The sequence below is a fragment of the Streptococcus sp. SM3 genome, from assembly GCF_027497875.1.
The window spans coordinates 1-20,647 of sequence record NZ_JAJNSA010000040.1 but is presented as its reverse complement, the minus strand read 5'-3'; the positions used below and the strand labels follow the sequence as shown (position 1 = coordinate 20,647).

At 40.2% G+C, this 20,647-nt stretch carries 22 protein-coding genes, 2 pseudogenes and 1 other annotated feature; of the genes and pseudogenes, 1 reads left to right on the top strand and 23 read right to left on the bottom strand.

Annotation, left to right across the window (positions count from 1 at the left end; genetic code table 11):
• The 6 genes and pseudogenes from PAN06_RS07535 to PAN06_RS07510 all read right to left on the bottom strand — a co-directional run.
• Positions 1 to 950 (bottom strand): chloride channel protein (locus PAN06_RS07535; RefSeq protein ID WP_269795980.1); only part of this gene is annotated, 950 nt, incomplete at its 3' end.
• 2 nt (positions 951 to 952) lie between these two features.
• The gene (locus tag PAN06_RS07530; protein WP_269795979.1) at positions 953 to 1,762 is read right to left on the bottom strand and encodes a purine-nucleoside phosphorylase; all 810 of its coding nucleotides are present in this window, start codon (positions 1,760 to 1,762) and stop codon (positions 953 to 955) included.
• Positions 1,759 to 2,320: pseudogene (locus PAN06_RS07525) on the bottom strand (DUF1697 domain-containing protein). The gene PAN06_RS07530 and the pseudogene PAN06_RS07525 overlap by 4 nt, the downstream one beginning before the upstream one ends.
• A gap of 1 nt (position 2,321) precedes the next feature.
• Positions 2,322 to 3,533 (bottom strand): phosphopentomutase, encoded by a 1,212-nt coding sequence (locus tag PAN06_RS07520; RefSeq protein WP_269795978.1) that lies wholly within the window; start codon positions 3,531 to 3,533, stop codon positions 2,322 to 2,324.
• A gap of 23 nt (positions 3,534 to 3,556) precedes the next feature.
• A complete protein-coding gene (rpiA, locus tag PAN06_RS07515; protein WP_125457989.1) occupies positions 3,557 to 4,240 on the bottom strand; it encodes a ribose-5-phosphate isomerase RpiA in 684 nt (227 codons plus the stop codon).
• A 105-nt stretch (positions 4,241 to 4,345) separates the two neighbouring features.
• Entirely contained in the window at positions 4,346 to 5,275 is a 930-nt protein-coding gene (locus PAN06_RS07510; protein WP_124787964.1) for a peptidase U32 family protein, read from the bottom strand.
• Between the two features lie 139 nt (positions 5,276 to 5,414).
• Here PAN06_RS07510 and PAN06_RS07505 point away from each other — a divergent pair, with 139 nt between their 5' ends.
• Positions 5,415 to 5,702 carry a DUF3270 domain-containing protein gene (locus PAN06_RS07505; RefSeq protein WP_004256528.1) on the top strand — a complete coding sequence of 96 codons (288 nt, stop codon included), beginning with the start codon at positions 5,415 to 5,417 and terminating at the stop codon, positions 5,700 to 5,702.
• 34 nt (positions 5,703 to 5,736) lie between these two features.
• Here the strand turns inward: PAN06_RS07505 and ciaH are convergent, their stop codons facing one another.
• From ciaH to PAN06_RS07420, 17 genes and pseudogenes are all read right to left on the bottom strand, one after another.
• The gene (gene ciaH, locus PAN06_RS07500) at positions 5,737 to 7,071 is read right to left on the bottom strand and encodes a two-component system sensor histidine kinase CiaH (RefSeq protein WP_269795977.1); all 1,335 of its coding nucleotides are present in this window, start codon (positions 7,069 to 7,071) and stop codon (positions 5,737 to 5,739) included.
• Positions 7,061 to 7,735 (bottom strand): two-component system response regulator CiaR, encoded by a 675-nt coding sequence (ciaR, locus tag PAN06_RS07495; protein WP_000590639.1) that lies wholly within the window; start codon positions 7,733 to 7,735, stop codon positions 7,061 to 7,063. The genes ciaH and ciaR overlap by 11 nt, the downstream gene beginning before the upstream one ends.
• A 108-nt stretch (positions 7,736 to 7,843) precedes the next feature.
• Entirely contained in the window at positions 7,844 to 10,390 is a 2,547-nt protein-coding gene (locus PAN06_RS07490) for a M1 family metallopeptidase (protein ID WP_269795976.1), read from the bottom strand.
• A gap of 122 nt (positions 10,391 to 10,512) precedes the next feature.
• Positions 10,513 to 10,953 (bottom strand): ASCH domain-containing protein, encoded by a 441-nt coding sequence (locus PAN06_RS07485; protein ID WP_269795975.1) that lies wholly within the window; start codon positions 10,951 to 10,953, stop codon positions 10,513 to 10,515.
• A gap of 30 nt (positions 10,954 to 10,983) precedes the next feature.
• A complete protein-coding gene (locus PAN06_RS07480) occupies positions 10,984 to 11,682 on the bottom strand; it encodes a 3-oxoacyl-ACP reductase (protein WP_269795974.1) in 699 nt (232 codons plus the stop codon).
• The gene (locus tag PAN06_RS07475) at positions 11,675 to 11,911 is read right to left on the bottom strand and encodes a DUF2829 domain-containing protein (RefSeq protein WP_000141913.1); all 237 of its coding nucleotides are present in this window, start codon (positions 11,909 to 11,911) and stop codon (positions 11,675 to 11,677) included. The genes PAN06_RS07480 and PAN06_RS07475 overlap by 8 nt, the downstream gene beginning before the upstream one ends.
• 97 nt (positions 11,912 to 12,008) lie before the next feature.
• Positions 12,009 to 12,935 carry an aldo/keto reductase gene (locus PAN06_RS07470; RefSeq protein WP_001269441.1) on the bottom strand — a complete coding sequence of 309 codons (927 nt, stop codon included), beginning with the start codon at positions 12,933 to 12,935 and terminating at the stop codon, positions 12,009 to 12,011.
• A 74-nt stretch (positions 12,936 to 13,009) separates the two neighbouring features.
• Entirely contained in the window at positions 13,010 to 13,825 is an 816-nt protein-coding gene (locus tag PAN06_RS07465; RefSeq protein ID WP_269795973.1) for a hypothetical protein, read from the bottom strand.
• Positions 13,826 to 13,828: 3 nt separating this feature from the next.
• Complete coding sequence (locus tag PAN06_RS07460; RefSeq protein WP_000665422.1) at positions 13,829 to 14,149, bottom strand: PadR family transcriptional regulator; 321 nt, start codon at positions 14,147 to 14,149, stop codon at positions 13,829 to 13,831.
• A 139-nt stretch (positions 14,150 to 14,288) separates the two neighbouring features.
• The gene (locus PAN06_RS07455) at positions 14,289 to 16,367 is read right to left on the bottom strand and encodes a glucosaminidase domain-containing protein (RefSeq protein ID WP_269795972.1); all 2,079 of its coding nucleotides are present in this window, start codon (positions 16,365 to 16,367) and stop codon (positions 14,289 to 14,291) included.
• A 127-nt stretch (positions 16,368 to 16,494) separates the two neighbouring features.
• Positions 16,495 to 17,481, bottom strand: a complete 987-nt coding sequence (locus tag PAN06_RS07450) for a dihydroorotate dehydrogenase (RefSeq protein WP_269795971.1) — start codon at positions 17,479 to 17,481, stop codon at positions 16,495 to 16,497.
• Positions 17,444 to 18,244: a dihydroorotate dehydrogenase electron transfer subunit gene (locus PAN06_RS07445; protein WP_269795970.1), complete on the bottom strand. Its 801-nt coding sequence runs from the start codon at positions 18,242 to 18,244 to the stop codon at positions 17,444 to 17,446. The genes PAN06_RS07450 and PAN06_RS07445 overlap by 38 nt, the downstream gene beginning before the upstream one ends.
• Positions 18,245 to 18,492: 248 nt before the next feature.
• Positions 18,493 to 18,873, bottom strand: a complete 381-nt coding sequence (locus PAN06_RS07440; RefSeq protein WP_000157153.1) for a VOC family protein — start codon at positions 18,871 to 18,873, stop codon at positions 18,493 to 18,495.
• A gap of 58 nt (positions 18,874 to 18,931) precedes the next feature.
• Positions 18,932 to 19,291 carry a 50S ribosomal protein L20 gene (gene rplT / locus PAN06_RS07435; RefSeq protein ID WP_000124834.1) on the bottom strand — a complete coding sequence of 120 codons (360 nt, stop codon included), beginning with the start codon at positions 19,289 to 19,291 and terminating at the stop codon, positions 18,932 to 18,934.
• A gap of 51 nt (positions 19,292 to 19,342) precedes the next feature.
• Entirely contained in the window at positions 19,343 to 19,543 is a 201-nt protein-coding gene (gene rpmI / locus PAN06_RS07430; RefSeq protein WP_001125943.1) for a 50S ribosomal protein L35, read from the bottom strand.
• Between the two features lie 32 nt (positions 19,544 to 19,575).
• Positions 19,576 to 20,106 carry a translation initiation factor IF-3 gene (infC, locus tag PAN06_RS07425; RefSeq protein ID WP_000848180.1) on the bottom strand — a complete coding sequence of 177 codons (531 nt, stop codon included), beginning with the start codon at positions 20,104 to 20,106 and terminating at the stop codon, positions 19,576 to 19,578.
• Between the two features lie 15 nt (positions 20,107 to 20,121).
• Positions 20,122 to 20,253: a sequence feature (ribosomal protein L20 leader region), on the bottom strand.
• Positions 20,254 to 20,325: 72 nt separating this feature from the next.
• Positions 20,326 to 20,647, bottom strand: a pseudogene (locus PAN06_RS07420) (competence protein ComEC); the annotation flags it as partial.

Genomic DNA, 20,647 nt, shown 5'->3' with positions numbered 1-20,647 from the left:
ACCACTGCTTTTAGGAAAAACATGAGAAGCACTGTTTGACCACTGCTACCATTTAAAATTTCCTGAGCCATCATGCGTCCATTACCAAGTAGATGTGGAAAGGAACTTGCAAGACCAACAAGAAAAAGAAAAGCTGAGGGCAATGTGAGAAGTATTCGTTTATCTTTTATTCTGTTTGAAGACGCTTCTTTACTTAAGCGACCAAAAAGCCAAGCCAGTGGGGTTAAGAAAAGAAGTAATAAGGGAATAATCCATATTTCCTTTAATGACCATGTGATAGCTGGAATCTGGTAGAGAGCCTGATCTGAAATAACCAAGCCTGCTGTATAGGTTGACACATAGGTAGTCAAACCGACTAAGACAAATCGTTTAATAGATAGAGCAATTCCTAGGGTTTCAAAAACAAAGAAGACACTTGTTAATGGAACCTGATAGACAGCTGCTAAACCAGCACCAGCACCACAAGCAAGGAGAAAGATTTGATCCTTCTTAGAGAGAGAACATATTTTTCCAATTGGTCCTGCAAATAGAGTTCCAATTTCTCGTGGTGCAGCTTCTTTGCCAATAGGGGCTCCCCCTCCAACTGCAATGATCTGCCAAATTGAATGAAATAGCTGTTTTAGAAAATGAAGCTTGTATTGTGAAGTCTCATCCTTCATCTGAGCTTTGATGGAAAAAATCTTCGACCCTTTTTGCAAGAAGTACCAGACTAAGGACGAGCTAAGACCCACGATTATTAAACTTAGTCCTATCCGTGAGGAGGAAACTCCATCTGTCAAAAATCCACTATGGTGCTCTGACTGACCAAAAGCTAGCTTCTCCATCATCTCTAAAAGATAATGGAGAAATATACCAGATAAACCCGAAACTATTCCTTGCAGAATTACTGCTATGAATAATCTAAAATTATAAGGAATCTTTCGAAAAAATCTCCTCAAGTCCTTTAACATGATTACAATTCTGCAAGAATCGCTTTAAGTAAGCCTTTGAAGTCGCCTTTAACACGTTCAGTCACTTCTACAACTTCTTCGTGGTTGAGTTCTTCTTGGAAACCTGCAGCATGGTTAGTGATACATGAAATTCCTAGAACTTTCATGCCAGAGTGGGCTGCAACAATAACTTCAGGAACAGTAGACATACCAACTGCATCTGCTCCCAATGTCTTATAGGCACGAATTTCTGCTGGGGTTTCATAAGTCGGACCAGTTACACCGATATAGACACCTTCATCAAGCTTGATACCAAGTTTCTTAGCCACTTCATGGGCAGTAGCACGGTATTCTGGTGTATAGGCTTTAGACATATCAGGGAAACGTGGACCAAAATCATCCAAGTTTTCACCCATCAATGGGTTCTGCCCCGTCATATTGATATGGTCTGAGATAGCCATCAAAGTACCAGGACCGAATCCAATACCTCCAGCTGCATTGGTTACAATGACACCTTCGCATCCAAGAACTTTCATCACACGTACTGGGAAAGTCACAACTTCCAGAGGATTTCCTTCGTAGAAATGGAAACGCCCTTGAAGAGCTAAGACCTTGCGACCTGCCAGTTCCCCATATACCAATTTACCAGCGTGTCCGACTACTGTTGAGCGGCCCCAGTTTGGAATGTCTGCATAATCTACTACAACTGGATTTTCGATTTCTTCTGCCAATTCTCCAAGTCCTGATCCAAGGATTAAACCAAACTCAGATGCTTGGATTCCCTTGTCTTTCAGGAAAGTAGCTGTTTCCTTGATTTTATCTAAAAATGTCATTGTGTGTTTCCTTTATTAGTTTTTTAGCATTTGACCGATTTTGTCAAAAGTTTTAGCATTACGAATGGTGATTTGGCGATAAAAAGGCATCTTGAGTAAGTATTTGTGATAGGCTGTTGCATAGTAGGATTCTTCAAAAAGTTTCCCCCAGAAAATCCCAAGTTTTCCAAAATGAACGACTTCATCTTCCAGTTCCAAACTATTCACTTTCTCGATCACTTGATCCACATCCAAGCTCTCCGTGTAGAAGAGCACATCTTTTCGAGCCAGGTCTTTGGTCCACCAATCTGGCAGATTCTCCAGCTCTGCTTCATAGTCTTCCTGACTCAGCAAGGAAAAGCTCTGAATAAATGGATAATGGATTTCAAAGAATGCCTCCAACTTTTCAACCAATCGGGCTTTGGGAGCTGTCGAAGTAAAGAAAATATTGCCACTGTTGATGTAGGTCTCAACCTTTTCCAGTCCCAACTCTGTCAGTTCTTGACGAAGTTGCGCCATGACAACCTTATTTTTCCCACCTACATTAATGCCCCGAACAAGTATAGCATATCGCGTCATCTTATACCAATTCATCTAAGAAACTTTCCCCAATCATGGCAGTTTCAACACCGAAGTTATCGGCAATAGTCGCTGAGATATCTGCAAAATGTCCTACTGGAATGACACCATTTCCTTTAAAGGCAGGGCTGTAGGCCAACAATGGAATATATTCACGAGTGTGGTCTGTTCCTGCATAGGTTGGGTCATTTCCATGGTCCGCAGTAATCAAGAGAAGGTCGTTCTCTCTCATGGCTGCGATAATTTCAGGCAAGCGCTCATCAAACTCATGCAAACAATCACGGTAACCGTGAGCATTGCGGCGGTGTCCATAAAGGGCATCAAAGTCAACTAAGTTTGTGAAGGAGAATCCTTTTTCAAACTCAGCAAGGCCCATGGTCTTCAACAGTGTATCAATTCCATGGCTGTTTGACTTGTTGTGGCCCATGTCATGGTTGATACCTGCACCGTTAAAGATATCGTTGATTTTACCAACAGCATAAGTATCGATACCTGCTTCATTGAGTTTATCGAGAACAGTTGGTGCAAATGGAGATACAGCCAAGTCACGACGGTTTGCTGTACGAGTGAAGTTACCTGGTTCACCTACATAAGGACGGGCAATGATACGACCTAGAAGGGCAGGACGCTCAAGTGTAATTGAACGAGCGTATTCACAGATACGGTACAATTCGTCCAAAGGAATAATATCTTCGTGGGCAGCAATCTGCAAAACAGGATCAGCTGAAGTATAGATAATCAACTCCCCAGTTTCCATTTGACGTGGTCCGAAATCATCGATAACAGCCGTTCCTGAGTAAGGTTTGTTAGCTTCACGAATGACCTTACGTCCTGAGAATTCTTCAATTTTTGTCAAGATTTCTTCTGGGAATCCGTTCCAGAAAGTATCGAAGGGCTCCGTAATGTTAAGGCCCATGATTTCCCAGTGTCCAGTCATGGTATCCTTACCAAGAGATACTTCTTCCAATTTTGTTGCATATCCTGTTGGATTGCTTTCAGCTGGAACAGTCTTAAGAGGAGTTTCTCGAGGAATATTTCCAAGACCAATTTTAGCCATGTTTGGGACATTCAAACCAACTGCTTTTGAAATGTGTCCTAATGTGTCAGAAGCTCCATCTGGAACTCCTGCATTGACAAAGTTATTAGCATCTGGTGCAGCACCGATTCCTACAGAATCCAGTACCACCAAGTGAATACGATTAAATTTTGGCATAGTATGTCTCCTTATTACTTTGATTAGTTTGCTTTTGTTGAAGTTAAAATCTGAACCCCATCTCGTCCAGCTACGATCACCTTATCCACCATTTTGTTGAATAAGCCGTGCTCCACGACGCCAACGACATGGTCCAATTCTTGTCCGAAAGTAATTGGATCTTCAATGACATCCAAGGCAAGGTCAATGATAAAATTCTGCATATCGGTCACAAAACGTTGGCCGTCTTTTTCACGGAAACTTGGTTTGTAGCCAGCTCGCTCAAAACGACGAAAGACCTGTTCTGCGCCATACTGAACCACTTCTACTGGCAATTTAAAAGCACCCAGTTTCTCTACTAGCTTGCTTTCATCCACCACCCAAATGTATTCTTTTGAGGGCGTTGCTACAACCTTCTCCATCAGAAGGGCACCACCACCGCCTTTGATTCCATTAAACTGATTATCCACTTCATCCGCCCCGTCGACTGTCACATCGACAAAGTCTACTTGGTCAATAGACTTGAGTGGGATATTAAGCCCTTCGGCCTGTTTACTAGTCACACTAGAAGTCGTTACAGCTGTAATCTGTAAGCCTTCTTCCTTAATACGACGACCGATTTCTTCGACAAAATAATAGGCAGTAGAACCCGTTCCCAGTCCGACAACCATCCCATCTTTGACAAACTCAGCAGCCTTGATACCTGCCATTTTCTTCAGATTTTCCACTCAAACACCTCCATTAAAGAGCTACTTTTATTATAACATGTATCCCTTTTTATTTCATGGATACACTGGAAAAACCCGAACATTTTTATTTCGGGTTTTGATGTCCTATTTAACCATGTCAGGATCGTAGTCATAAAATCCTGTATCAAGGAAACGGTTTTTAGGGTGAAGTTTACGTACTTCTTCATCCAGCAAGAAGGCTTGGTCATGGCTAAAATTGCCCTCTTGAATCAAGCTACGCGCTTGGATAAAGAGTTTTGCAATTTCAACAAAGTTCTGACCAGGAGTGTAGAGCCCTTCTAGTTTCCAGTGAGTAAAGCCATGCTCTACCAATTCTGTCAATTTTGTCATCAAATCAAGGTCGTTATTGGCAAAGATATGAGTACCATGATTGTCTTCAAAAATGGAATAATGGCTCTCAGGGTCACTTGGCTCTGCCAAGAAAAGGTCACGCTTGCGAGTCTTTTCATCATCGATATGCGTGAAGTTATAGTAGTTTTGCAAGAGCGGACGCTTAGAATGGTGAATAACACTAGCTCCGTAAACCAAAACTTCAGCAGGAATTTCCAAAATCTCTGGCATTTTGAAGAGTTCAGCAGATGGAATTTCACGCGCCAAAACAGCCTCAGATGCGCCAGCCTTTTGTCCCCAGAAGTTAATCTGGCGACTGCTAGTTACCATGGTTGAAGCATCGTAGATGGTCTTAAAGGAATAACCATCGCGGTTGACTACGTAAAAGACACCTGCATCCCCAATCGTAATGTAGTCTGTCTTGATTTCTTCCAAAAAGTCTAAGAAAGGCTTGATACGATCCATCATATCTTGGTGCATGAGGGCGTTAACCGCAACGATCAATTCCTTACCAGTATCATGAACCAGATTAGCGATTTCACGCAATTGGTCATAACTAAAGGTCGTTGGCAGGCGAAGGCCAAAATCTTTCTCACCGACATAGATACGGTCTACGCCAGCTTCGAGAAGTTGTTTAACTTGTTCAATACTTTCAGCAGTTGCTGTAATGATAATCTTTTCCATAAGAAAAATTATACCACATTTCTGGAAAATCAGCCATTCTTTAAAAATGAAAAGGGACTTTATTCTTTTTGTAACCTTTCTGTAATAATTCTCTGCTGAAAAAATGATAAAATAGGTATGTACTGTTAAGGAGAGAATAATGCCCGTAAGAAAATTACAATCCTATGAGGTAGACTATCAAGAAGAATTAAGCCAGCAGGTTCCTCGCTATCAAGATTATACACCTGAAGCACAATCTGATGCCAATCTCAAGGAAATCCTATTTTTTGTTAATATCGCTGTTTTTTGTATCTGTATTGCTATCTTTAGTTTTATCTTTTTAGCATTAAAATTATCAACTGCTCTTGCATTTGCTGCAGCAATCGGATCCAGCTTACTTGTTTTAAAAGTTCAACGGTCTATCATCAAACGAAAACGTAGAAGATAAATCCAAAATATCGCCCCATCCGGAGCGATATTTTTTATTTTTTCTTTTTAGATGGTGTGTGGATGGCAATTTTCACTTCAAAGATTGTTCCCTTTGGTTTATTATCTTTAACAGTAATGGTCCCTTTTAGGGCATCTACAATTTGCTTGGCTAGGGATAATCCTAAACCAAAACCACCTTTTTGACGGGTTCTAGCCTTATCCACTCGATAAAAACGATCAAAAATTTTCTTCTTATCTTCTGCTGAAATACCAACTCCATTATCAGAAACCAGTAAATACAGATTGCGATCAGTCGCCGAGATAAGAAAATCAATTTCACCATCCTCCTCAGTGTATTTGATAGCATTATCAAACAGGATGGTCATCAGTTGTTTCAAAAGAAGCTGGTCTGTGACAATCGTGCGATGGATGCGATTTTCAAAACGGAAGACACGGTCATTTTCCGAAGCAATCATTTCATAGTTTGTGAAAGTCGTGTTAAAAAAGCTAGTTGGAACTTCTGCAAGTTCCGGCTTAATCCCATCATCTCGTCGAGCCAAATTCAACAAGTTTGTCGTCAAAAAACGCATATTTCGAACCTCTTCCAAACTCGATGCAATGCTTTCACTCACATCCATAATAGTAGCTTCTGGCTTACGGAAAAGGGTCTCTAAACGATTTTGCAGAACTGCAAGTGGAGTTCGTAACTCATGACTGGCATTTTCCACAAAGGACTGCTGCTTCTGCATGCTCTCAAGCAGAGGACGAACACTGACTCTAGCTAGATAGAGACTGGCAAGCAAAGACAAAATCCAGAAACTTGCCATCACGACCACAATCAATTGCTCATGCTTTTGACTGGCCTGCTCCAACTGACTGGTATTAATCAAGACAGCTGCATACTTGATATTGGTTGAAACCGAACTGATATTCGTTTCCATCAAGATCATGCGATAGATTTCTTCTTGTCCATAGCTATTAAAAACTTGAATCTGATAGATATGGCCTAGTTCTTTTTTCTCTAACTTAATCTTATCCAATCCCAAAAATCGGTTTCCAGAAAGAAGCTGGGTAAAATTTTTATCAAAAAGAATGACTTCTGTGTTGGAACTGACATTGGGTTTTACTTCAGTCTTGCTAGTATCTGTAGCCGCATTCTCTAAGTCTTTAATCTCTTCTGTTGCCCTATTTACTGCCAGCTGGATAACTGCTTGAGGATTTTCACTCAGTCCATGAAGCTTATCATCCACCGAAGTATAGAGACTCGAATGCATGACCTGCAAAATAATCAGAGTCATGGTGGAAAAAATCAGAGTGAAGACACCAAAGTTACGGATAAAATAACTAAAGTCATCCGCATACCATGTTTTTTTTAGTTTACTGAACATCTTTTAAAATATACCCAACACTGCGCAAGGTTTGCAAATTCTCTGCAAAAGTGGTTCCTTTTAATTTCTTACGGACTTTTGAAACATAGACTTCGACAACCGAAATCGTTGTGTCACTATCAAATCCCCATAGACGATCAAAAATCTGAGTCTTCGGCAAAATAACATTTTGATTTTGAAGGAAATAAACTAATAAATCAAACTCTTTACCTAGCAATTCGACAGGAGTATCTTCGACTTTAACAGTATTGGTTGACAAATTAACCACAATATTTCCATAAGTCAAGGTGTTTTCATTAAATTTACCTGAACGTTTGAGAAGCGCTTGAATCCGCATTTTGAGTTCTTCTAGGTAGAAAGGTTTGGTCAGATAATCATCTGCTCCCAATTCAAATCCATGTCCCTTGTCATCCAAACTTTCCTTGGCAGTCATGATCAGAACTGGTGTCGTAATTCCTTTTTCACGCAATTCTTTCAAGACTTGGAAGCCATTTTTTTCAGGTAACATTAAATCGAGCAAAATCAAGTCATAGACGCCACTTTCAGCTTCGTAGAGACCTTCTTCACCATCAAATACCTGCATGACATCCGCAAAATCGTCTAAAAAGTCAAATACTGAATTTGACAGGCCTAGGTCATCCTCAACTAATAAGATTTTTATCATGAGAAACTCCTCCTTATTAAAACCATTATACCAAATTTGCCTTAAAAAAAACTCAACTCTCTGCATTTTACATGAGATAGCTGAGTTTTCTTTTTATTCTAGGCTTAATTATTTAGTTCCGTATTGAAGAACAACTGCTTCCACTGCAGCTTTTTCACGGTTAATCAAGTCAACACGCGCTGCAATTTCCTTGATTCCCATACCGATGTTACGGCTAAGAGCAAGGTCAGAAAGTTGCGGTTCAAAGAATTCCTTGTACTCTGCCAAACGTTGTTGAGTCTTAAATACGTGTGCAGGAAGGATAACAAAGCTATCAAAGCTCATATCTCCACCAAGAGCTGCCTTAATCCAAGCCCAGTTTTCACGAGCCCAAGACCAAGCTGTTTCCTGAGTTGCTTGATGGCTTAAGAACTGGAAGTACCAAGCAGACAAGTCTTGTGGTTTGACCACAAATTTGTCCTTCCAAGAAGCAATCAAGTTTTGGATATTATCCGCATCTGTACTGTATGCAAGAGCTGCTGCCAACTGGCGTTTAAAGACAGCATCTGTTGCATGAGTATAAGTATCAAGATAAAGTGCTAACAAGTCTTTAGTCTCATGATGTTTCATCTCATTGATCAGAACTTGTGAGCGAATAGCTGCTGGAAGTCCTGCAAGATTCTCCTTGTGAGCCGCGAAGATTTGGCTAGCGACTTGGCTAGCTTCTGCATCATTTGAGCGAATCATCATAGAAACAGCCAACTGACGAACCAATTCATCCTCATCTGATTCACCATCTTTAGCTTCAAAACCAAGACGGTCATAGTTGTGACGAGCCAATTTAGCAACCAAGGCTTTGAAGGCTCTTTCAGCTTCTGTTCCTTCATCGATAAAGCGCTCAAGGGCAGAAATTACTTGAGAGACAGCTGAAACGACAAGGTAAGATTCTTCTTTAGCAAGTTTATCAAGGACTGGAAGCAAGTCTGCATAAGAAATGTGCCCTGCTTCAGCAAGCAAGCGACGTTCTTGGACGATTTGCAGTTTACTTGTGTTATCAAGCTCAACTAGGTCAGCAAGAACTGCATCCAACAAATCTCCTTGATAGTCGGTAATGTAGTGGGCTGTATTTTCTGTATTGAAACGAAGAGCTCCTTCATTTTCAGCAAGAAGGGCTGCGTAGCCAGGGATTTCGATGCTTTCAGTTTCAAGTGTATCAGGCAATCCTTTCCAGTTGCTATTGAGGGGCACAACCCAGAGACGGTTCTTATCTTCGTGCTCACCGATGAAGAATTGTTTTTGTGAAATCTTCAAGACATCATTTTCAACTTTGACAGTGAGAACTGGATAACCAGGTTGTTCCAACCAAGAATCCATAAAGGCTGCGACATCACGTCCTGATGCTTGACCAAGAGCATCCCAAAGGTCACGACCAATTGTATTGCTGTACTGATGTTTTTCAAAGTAAGCATGCAAACCTTTGGCAAAATCGGCATCACCTAGCCAACGACGAAGCATGTGCATGAGGCGACTTCCTTTGGCATAGACGATAGCTCCGTCAAAGAGCGTATTGATTTCATCTGGATGTTTCACTTCGACGTGAACAGACTGAACGCCATCAGTAGCGTCACGCTTCAAGGCAGACGGAACACCACCTGTTTGGAAATCTTCAAAGATATTCCAGCTTGGTTCAATAGCATCCACACAGACGTACTCCATCATGTTAGCAAAGCTTTCATTGAGCCAAAGGTCATCCCACCATTTCATCGTTACGAGGTTACCAAACCATTGGTGAGCCAATTCATGGGCCACAACAAGGGCAACTTGTTGACGGCTGGCAAAGGTAGAGTTCTCATCCACAACCAAGTAAACTTCACGGTAGGTCACAAGACCCCAGTTTTCCATAGCTCCAGCTGAGAAGTCAGGAAGGGCGATGTGGAGAGATTGAGGGATCGGGTACTTAACTCCATAGTAATCTTCGTAAAACTCGATAGAGCGAACAGCGATGTCCAGTGAGAAATCAAGGTTAGATAGTGGGTGGGCTTTGGTTGAGTAGACACCTACGAGGGTACCGTTTTTAGTTTTAGCCGTTACCCCTTGCAAATCACCCGCAACAAAGGCTAACAAGTAAGAAGACATGCGAGGTGTTGTCTCAAACTTCCAGATACCTGTTTCTTTACGGTTTTCAACCTCAATCTCAGGCATGTTTGATAAGGCCAATTCACCTTCTGCTTGGTCAAAACGTAGAGAGAGGTCAAAAGTTGCTTTAGCTTCTGGCTCATCCACACATGGGAAGGCTTCGCGCGCAAAATGACTCTCGAACTGTGTAGACAAGACTTCCTTCTTGACTCCATCAACTGTGTAATAAGAAGGATAAATTCCTGTCATGTTGTCTGTAATTTTTCCTGAGAAAGCGATAACCACTTCAACTTGACCAGCCTCAGCTAATTCAATATGAAGAGCTTCATTGTCATGGTCAACTGTAAATGGGCGAGCTTCCCCTGCAACTTCTACAGAAGCGATTTCCAAGTCTTTTTGGTGGAGGGAAATACGGTCACTCTGTGCTTGACCAGTGATAGTCACTTTCCCTGAAAACGTCTTGGTCTCACGACTCAAGTCTAAAAATAAATCATAATGTTCAGGAACAAATTGCTTAATAAAATGTTCAACTGCTTGCATAATTTTCTCCTATTCTAAGTTTAAGAGCTAGAGCTCTTCTTCAAACAAACTTATTATATCATGTTTTGCTGGAGAAAAAAGGATTGGACGGCGATTTCCAAAACTTTCTTCCTTCTAATAGCCTACAGTGGGTAGACCTTGCGAAATTCTTCTAAAACAACCTTGCTTTCAGGTGTAAAAGTCAGTCCTGCTTCTCTCAGCCACTCGGCGAAACAATCCTCATGAACCTGACGCCAATAGGCTAGGGATTTGTCACCTTCCCCTTCCTTAAAGGCATGGTCAGCAGAAACTTGATTGAAGGGCTGGACAGAAACCTTTGTAATTTCAACAATACAGACAGCCTGATTTTGACTATCTAAAATGACATCAAAAGTTCCTTCTTGAGGAAGAGACTCGGCTTCTAGTGCATAGAGGTCGTAGGCTGATGCTGTTGCAGTCTTTTCGCCTCTTAACACCAAATCTGCTAAAAGGTCTGGTTCCACTCCAAAAGCCCAAGCATCGATTTCATCTCCTATAGAGGAGGTAATTTTCTTGTAGGCACTCCACATTTCTTGCGATGTCATAGGTGCTCCTTTTTATTAACTTTGTTCTCCCTATTTCAAAGACCAGCCACCATCTATTGTCAGAATTTGTCCTTGCATGGCAGATGCCTTTCCACTGGCCAAAAAGAGACTGACTTCTGCCACTTCTTCTGGCTCAATCCAGCGCTTGATTGGTGTTTCACTAGCAACCCAGTCAGCCAATCCACCTGGCTCAAAGTCCGCAGCAGTCATAGCTGTCTTGACTGCTCCCGGAGCAATACCAAAGATCTGAATCCCAGCTCCAGCATAGTCTAGAGCCAACTGCTTGGTAAATCCAGCCAAAGCATGCTTAGATGAAGTATAGGCGTGTCCACCGCCACCTGCTAGGCTAGAAGCAATGGAGCACATATTGATAATGATTCCTTTTTTATTCTCCAGCATTTGTGTCAAATAATGCCGAGTCAACTCTACTGGAGTAACGTAGTTGATTTCAAAAATCTCTTGAATTTCCTGCGCCGTTTGTTCCAAAAGGGGTTTATAAGCATCCAAGACTCCAGCAGTATTGCACAAAATATCTACCTGTGGACACCAGTCAAAAATTGGCTCCAAGTCCAAGGTCAAATCTCTCTGTAAAAAGTGAAAATCACCCTCTAAGAGTGGATTTTCACCTTGGTCAACTCCGTATACTTGATAGCTATTCTCTAAAAAGAGGCGAGCTTGAGCTAGACCAATCCCTGAACTCACTCCCGTAATCAATACACGTCTAGTCATGCACTTCTACCCAATCCGTCGCCAAAACATCACAAGGTGTCGGACTCCACATGGAAAAACCTTCTCCCTCCCCAGAAACGTTGATTAGGAAATAAGGTGTCACTTCAAGTGCAACCCCATTTTGTTCAATAGTATCAAAAAGTTGGACATAGTTTTCAGCACCTCCCCAGCCAGTACGTACATATTTTTTCTTAGCCTTTAACCCAGGTAGAATTTCTTCAAATGTCATGATGTTCTCCTTTAATTCTACATTCTTCATTTAATTATAACAAAAAACCGCTTTGCAACGGCTTTTTTGACTGTGATTTATTTAAATCTGCTTCTACTTACGGCAAATTATTCCCTGCTGCAAGATAAATTTCATACCATTCTTTTCTTGTTAAGCTAAAGTTTGCCGCTTGGCTAACTTCTCTCAAGTGCTTAGGATTTGTTGTACCTACGACTGCCTGCATTTTTGCTGGATAACGCAATATCCAAGAAATGGCAATAGTTGAAGAGGTTACTCCATATTTAGTAGCTAAACGATCAAGTACTTGATTTAAAGCTTGAAATTTCTCATTTCCAACAAAATTCCCTTTAAAATACCCAAATTGTAAGACAGACCATGCTTGAATGACCACATCGTGTAATTTGCAATATTCAAAAATGCTGCCATCTCGCATAGCTGCTTGACTATCTTCCATATTAACATGAAAACCTGATTCGAATCCTGGAGTAAAAGCTGCACTCAATTGTAGCTGATTAACAGCTAACGGCTGCTTGACATCTTTTTTAAGTAACTCCATCATCATAGGATTTTGATTAGAAACTCCAAAATTTCGAACCTTACCTTGTTTATAAAGGAGATCAAAGGCTTCTGCTACTTGGTCAGATTCCATCAAAGCATCTGGTCGATGAAGGAGCAAGCTATCTAGATGATCAATCTTCAATCTTTGCAAAATTCCGTCAACTGATTTTATAATATAGTCCTTAGAAAAATCAAAATAGGTAAATTCTTCAATGCGAATTCCACATTTTGACTGAATCCACATCTCTTCTCTTAAATCTGGACGATTTTTTAGGACAAGACCTAACAGTTCTTCACAACGACCACGACCATATATATCAGCTAAGTCAAAAGCATTGATTCCAACAGAAAGTGCTGTTTCTACAAGCTCTTCAACTTCTTTTACAGACTTATCTTCTATTCTCATCATTCCGAGAACAATTTCTGATAATTCTTTGTCATCTTGACCAAGAGTTATGTATCTCATCAAATTTTTCTCCTTAAATTTCTAACATTCTTCCCTTCATTATAACAAAAAACCGCTTTGCAACGGCTTTTTGACTATATTTCACTCCATTTTATCTTCTTAAACCCACGGAACAAGACAAAGATTCCAATAAAGAGGACAGCTAAAGGAATAACTTTTGTAAGGAAAACATTTGAAATGCCCATCCACTCATAGTAACGGAGCAGAGAACCTACAATAAGGTGGGCAACAATCATACTGACAAAGGGACGAAAAATCGGTTCTTTCCAATTCCAAATACTGATGACCAGCGAAATCGTAAAGACAGATAAACTATCCCAGGGAGCCGGAAGATTTAAGACTCCTTCTTGTATGAAACTTGCCATTTCTACATATCCTAGAACAACTAGAAGAACTATAATCCCAACGACAATATAAGTGCCAATTTTCATTTTAGGAGAATCTTGGACTAGCCTCCAACGTAAGATTGTGGCCACAAGAGCAAATCCAATCAGAAAAAGAAGAAGTTGACCTAAAAAAGTAAGCAAATTGACTGTTAAGAGAGGACCTTTAGAAAAATCACTTAATAGTTGATAATAACGTAATACCGCTAGGACAAGAATTGGCGTCAAAAGGGACTCCTTGATAGAACTGCGTGGTGCTTCCTTGAGCAACTCTCTCATTAATTTTTTAGGATTCTTACCTAGATAATCCTCTGCACTCATGCCATCTCGTTCTGCTTCTGAGAAATCTAACATCATCAAATAGATCTGCTCTCTGAGGTAGTCCTCATCATAGAGAAATCCAGCAAGACTAAAACTATCCCACAGTTCCTCAAAATACTGCTGATTCTCCTCAGAAAACTCATGCAGCAAAGCGCTTATTTCTTCATAATACTTCATTTTCTTCATGGTTTACCCTCCATTCTTAATTCCTTCTACTTTTTGACTCAAATCGTCCCATTGTTGCCAAAAGACTGAGACACGCTCTTCTCCTTCTTTAGTTAATGAAAAATACTTCCGATCTGGACCATCTGGCGACGGGCGCATGTCGCCTCTTATCCATTGATTTTTTTCTAACTTTTGCAACAAAGGATAAATAGTTCCTGGAACGATAGTGTCAAATCCAGCCTCTCGCAATGTTTGAACCAGCTCATAGCCATATCGCTCTTTTTGACCTATCATATCCAAGACACAACCTTCAAGAACACCTTTTAATAGTTGAGTTTCTTTCATCACTTCTCCCTTCCAATCTATTTTGTAATACCTACTAGTAGCTTCATCTATAATATACCACTTTCACACTAGTTTGTAAAGCATAATAGTTAAATAAAAAAACGACAACCACTTTTCGGCAGTTATCGTTGCTTATCTTTTAATCTTTTCCACCAAGTCGACTGTTAATATTCATCATGATACTAGCTATTTTTTCACCCCAGTACGGATCTGATGCATAGCGAACATTCATTCCTGTCGCTTTATTTCCAAGGTGATCTCTTCCACGGTCAATATAGTTCTCACGAATCCACTTGGCCGCACCAAGAATTCCTTTATCTACATCATCAAATTTCTTAGCTGAATCATAAGGACTGGTATCGTAAGCAGCAATTCCGAAGAAGTTATTTTTATCATTAGCAATTTGGCTACGTCCCCAAGCACTTTCTAGCGCACTGTGAGCCATTAAATAGAGAGCATTGACACCATAACGTTTTTCAGCTTCTTTAAAAATTGCTCCTTTACCAGCAAGACGGCTATTTCGGATATTCATCATCGAATAAACTCTATTTAATTCATCCGCACTATAGTTGGTTGGTTCAGTTAAATTCTTGAAAAGGAAACGATTTTTGATAGTAAACCCATCGAAATGTTCTCCATCCTTTGAATAATACTTCTTACCAATTTTCATAGCTGAAGTATGTGGAGCTACCCGTATACTAGTGTATGGAGAAAGTTCATGGTATAGGAATCTTCCATCTGTAGTATAGTGAGGAATAAACTCACTTCCTTCATCAACTAAAGCCAAATCACTTTGATTCATATAACCGGACAAGCCTGATATTGAAACAGCTAGACGATTACCCTTGCTTTTAGAGCCATCATAGGTCACAATACTTCCCTGATTGACATAGCTCAAAATATCTCCTGATTCGCTATAAATATAGGCTGTGATTGGTTTAACCTTAAAATATTTTGGACTTTGAATCCACTTTCCATTACTCTGGAAGAAATACTCTTTATTTTTAATATTAAAACTACCAGTAACATAGCTTCCATCTTCTTTCAGGTAGTACCATGCATTGTAGTTAGGATCAAAAATCCATTCATTCTTGGCCATATAACCACCAGATTTGAGGTAATAAGCACCAATCCATTCACGTGAAGCATAAGCACCACCTGATTTTAGGTAAAACCAGCTATTATAAGATTTATCAAAAATCCATTCTTTTTCAGCCATTGCTCCACTATTTTTTAGATAGTAAGCATCTTTCCACTGATTACTAGCCATCACACCATCACTGTTAAAATAGTACCATGTGCCCTTGATCTTTTCCCATTTATTACGAAGGATCTTTCCTGAATCTGTAGCATAATACCATTTATCAGTAATCTTCACCCAAGCATTCTGAGCCATTGCTCCACTATTTTTTAGATAGTAATCATCTTTCCACTGATTACTAGCCATCACACCATCACTGTTAAAATAGTACCATGTGCCCTTAATCTTTTCCCATTTATTACGAAGGATCTTTCCTGAATCTGTAGCATAATACCATTTATCAGCAATCTTCACCCAAGCATTTTGAGCCATTGCTCCACTACTATTAAGAAGATAATCGTTCACTAGAACATTGCTAGCCATAACTCCATCTTGCTTGAAGTAATACCAAACATTGCTAATTTTTTCCCATCTATTACGAACAATCTTTCCTGAATCTGTAGCATAATACCATTTATCAGCAATTTTCACCCAGGAATTTTCTACCATTGCTCCACTAGTACGAAAAGCATAGTCATTAATAATAGTATTGCTAGCCATGATTCCATGTTGATCAAAGAAATACCAGACACTCGCAATTTTTTTCCAATTTTTGATTGGTTGATTATTCTCATAAAAAAGCCATTTCCCATGCTCTTTCTGCCAACCATTCTTATGAGCTTCTTCAACTTTTTCTTTATTTGGAATAGCCTCTTGTTTAGAATTATTTTCTTTTACAACAACTGGTTCTTTCTTTTTTTCCGTCTTTTCAGCTTCATTCTTTGTATTTTCAACAACTTTTTTCTCTTCTGATGCTGGTGTCTGATTTTTATCTTTAGACTGATTTTGGTCCACAGATTGACTCTTATTCGTCGTTTGACTTTGGTCCGTTGTTTTACTATCTTCAGCAAAGACTGATGTTGTGGGCACAATTGCCAATGCAAGCACTGCCGTGCTTACAAGTAGTGTTCTCTTCATTTTACTCCCCTAAGTAGATATTCGTCTACATCATTCGTAATTAACTTTATTCTAACATAGTTAAAAGAAGAAAATATTACAAAATGATGAAAATTCTATTTCTTATTAACAATAAGGATGGTCTAGCTTATCTATGGCTGTCTTTTACTTCCTTGCGGAGATTTTCTAGACTGCTGATACCATATTTATCCATAACCTTTGGTAAATTTTCGATAATATCAGGGCAAGCATAAGGATTGGTAAAGTTGGCTGTTCCAACTCCGATAGCAGATGCTCCTGCCAGATACATTTCTAGAGCAGCTTCTGCCGAATCCACTCCTCCCATTCCAATGATAGGCAGGTCTGTTGTTTGAGCTACTTGGCGGATGAGTTTGAGTGCTACTGGAAAGACTGCTGGACCAGACATCCCACCTGTTCCATTGGCCAAGATTGGTTTTCTGGTTTTGAGATTAAAGCGCATACCAACTAGAGTATTAATCATGGTCAAGCCACTGGCTCCCGCATCTTCTGCAGCTTTTGCGACAGTAACGATATCGGTCACACTAGGAGTTAGTTTGACATAAACTGGTACATCAGAGACTTCCACAGCTGCTTTCACCACATCATAAGCCAGATCAGGGTCTTGACCAATCAAGAGTCCATGATTACAGTGATCTACGTTAGGGCAAGAAATATTGAGCTCAATAGCCTTTACATTGGCTGCCTTGGAAATACCATGAGAAACAGCTGCATACTCTTGTTTTGAAAAACCAGCCACATTGGCAATAATAGGAAGATTTGGATATTCTCTTTCCAGCCAAGGTAACTTTTCAGCCAAAACAACTTCCAAACCAGGATTTTGCAAGCCGATTGCATTAAGCATGCCAGCGGGTGTCTCTGCCACCCTTGGAGTTGGATTGCCAAAGCGTGGTTCAAGGGTTGTCGCCTTGATCATAATAGAACCCAAAAGGTCTAAATCATAGTACTTGGCATACTCTTGACCAAAACCAAAACAGCCTGATGCTGGAATAATCGGATTTTTCAAATCCAATCCTGGTAGAGAAACTTGTAAACTATTTGTAGTCATGATTTTCTCCTTATAATACAACTGTTCCTGTGCGGAAAACAGGGCCATCTTCACAGACGCGTTGGCTGACCGTCTCGCTTTCTGGTACTTTTAGGACGCAGGCATAACAAGCCCCCATCCCACAAGCCATACGAGATTCTAGAGATAGATAGGCTCTTGGATGGTCATAAAAGGTTTGATTGATATACTTCATCATTCCTGGAGCCCCACATGAGTAAACAGCATCAAATTGATTGTCTAAATCCTTGATAACAACGGAAACATTTCCCTTGATAGCATAAGAACCATCATCTGTCGTTACAAAGACTTGACCATATTGAGCTAATTCCGTCTCTAAAATAACAGCATCCTTGTTCGCAAAACCAAGGACTGTCACTACTTTTACTCCACGCGCATGCAATTCCTTGGCCACCTCAAGTAAAGGAGGTACACCAATCCCCCCTCCAACTAAGAGAATCTGGCTCTGCTCATCCAGGTCAGACAAGTCAAATCCATTCCCCTGAGGTCCCATCACATCAAGAGTATCTCCCTGACTTAAGGTTGAAAAAATAGCTGTCCCAGCTCCTTCAATCCGGTAAATGAGATGACACTGCTTCTTTACCTTATCAATAGACGAAATTGAAATAGGACGACGCAAGAGATGGGCGTCATCAGGCACACGCAGATGAAGAAATTGGCCTGCTCGCATGGCTTCAACCATTTCTCCTTCTAGAACTAATTCAAAGATTGCTGGCGCGATTTCCTCCTGTGCTACCACCTTCATGGTTTCCAAACGAATTGCACCCAAACGTTTCTTACATGTGGGATTCATGACTTTTCCTCCTTAAATTTTAAGGGGAGCAGACAAAGAAAAGACCTTGCTAGTGCAAGGCCTCAGTTAAAATCGTACAACAGAAGAGAGCACACTCAAAAAGTCTCCTCTAGAAAATTGCACTATTCTTTTATCTGACACCTTGTGAGTCTCTCTGGACTCCCCTTAAAGGTTAAATTTTTATTAGTATACTCTTTCAGCTAAAAAAAGTCAAGTAGAAAACGAACATTCCACTTGACTTCACGAGATTATTTTTCACGAATGACTTCAACCTTGTAGCCATCAGGATCTTTGACAAAGTAATAGTTTGGTGCAGTTCCTGGTAGACCATTTGGCTCAGTCACTTCATAACCTTTGGCACTATGCTCTTGATGAAGCGCCTCAAGATCAGGTGTACTGAGGGCGATATGGGCAAACCCATCACCAACCACATACGGACCGTGATCGTAGTTATAAGTCAACTCCAACTCATAGTCATCACCCTCAAGACCTAGATAGACAATCGTGAAGGCATGGTCTGGAAAATCTCTGCGACGCAATTCTTTAAAACCAAAAGCATCTTGATAAAATGCGATTGATTTTTCAAGATTTTCTACTCGCAAGCAAGTGTGTAGCATTTTTGAAGCCATATTTTTCTCCTTTATTTTTAAAAAGACTGGGACAATCCTGTTCCAGTCTTATCAGTTATTATTTACCAAGTTTTGCTTTAGCTGCATCTGCAAGAGCTGTGAAAGCTGCTGCATCGTTAACAGCCAAGTCAGCAAGCATTTTACGGTTAACTTCGATCTCAGCCAATTTCAAACCATGCATCAATTGTGAGTATGAAAGTCCGTTCATACGAGCTGCCGCGTTGATACGAGTGATCCACAATTTGCGGAAGTCACGTTTTTTCTGACGACGGTCACGGTATGCATAGTAGTAAGAGTTCATTACTTGTTCTTTTGCAGTACGGAACAAGATGTGTTTAGCTCCATAGTAACCTTTTGCTAATTTAAGAATACGTTTACGACGTTTGCGTGATACAACGCCACCTTTAACACGTGCCATGTTTTATTTCCTCCAAATATTTCCTAGAATTGTTTACTTACAGTCAAGCTATTATTTCAAGCGAGTAAGCATTGCTTTGATACGTTTGTAATCTCCTGAATGCACCATAGATGCTTTACGAAGATGACGACGTTGTTTCTTAGTTTTTCCGTGGAAACGGTGAGAAGTGTAAGCACGGAAACGTTTAAGTCCACCAGAACCTGTACGTTTGAAACGTTTAGCTGATGCGCGGTGTGTTTTTTGTTTTGGCATGATTTTTTCTCCTTTATTTAACTTTCTGACAATTATTTTTTGTCAGTCGCTGGCGCCAATTGCATGAACATTTGACGTCCATCCATTTTAGCACGTTGTTCGATGATGGCAATATCTTGAGTTGCTTCAGCAAACTCGGCTAAAACTTTTGCACCAATCTCTTTATGGGTAATCATACGACCCTTAAAGCGAATAGATACCTTAACTTTATTTCCTTTTTCAAGGAATTTGCGTGCATTGCGAAGTTTTGTATCAAAGTCACCCTTGTCAATAGTTGGACTTAGACGAACTTCTTTCACAGTAACAACACTTTGTTTTTTACGTTGTTCTTTTTGCTTCTTCTGGTACTCAAATTTGAACTTACCGTAGTCCATAATTTTTGCAACAGGCGGTTTGGCTTGGGGTTGAATCAATACTAGGTCAACATTAGCATTATCAGCCAAAGCTTGCGCTTCACTGAGTGGCTTGATGCCTAGCTGTTCTCCTTCAAGACCAATCAAGCGAACTTCACGTACACGAATCTCATCATTGATGAATAAGTCTTGCTTTGCTATGGTTTTCACCTCTTTTGTTTTATTAGAGAAAAACAATAGCGGACTCGTAAACATACAAGCCCGCACGTTATGATAGCGTTTCTTAGAAACTTTTCATCCGTAGGGCCAGGCAACTTAATGTCACAAGGCGAGAAGCTCTCACTTCTGCTTTTCTCAACTTTTATATGATACCAAGTTTTCTAGCTCTTGTCAAGATAAAAAGTTATTTTTTTGAAAAGTTTCTGCTCATTAACCAACCGTTTCTATTTTCCAACTATTCCACCCCTTAAAGCGTATAGAACCTTGCTGGTCAGTTCGGTAAACTTTGCTATTGATATCTTCCAGTCGTGTCAAGGTTTCCTGATGGGGGAGTTTCGTTCGATTGTTCTTTCCAACTGAAATGAAAGTAAACTCTGGTTTGAGTTTTTCTAGAAAGGCTGAACTTGATGATTTTTTAGAGCCATGTTGGCTAGCTTTCAAGACATCCACCTCTAAGTCAGGATATTGCCTCAGCAATTCCTTCTCCCCCTTCTCCTCCAAATTTCCTGTGAAAAGAAAGTTTTTATCCAAG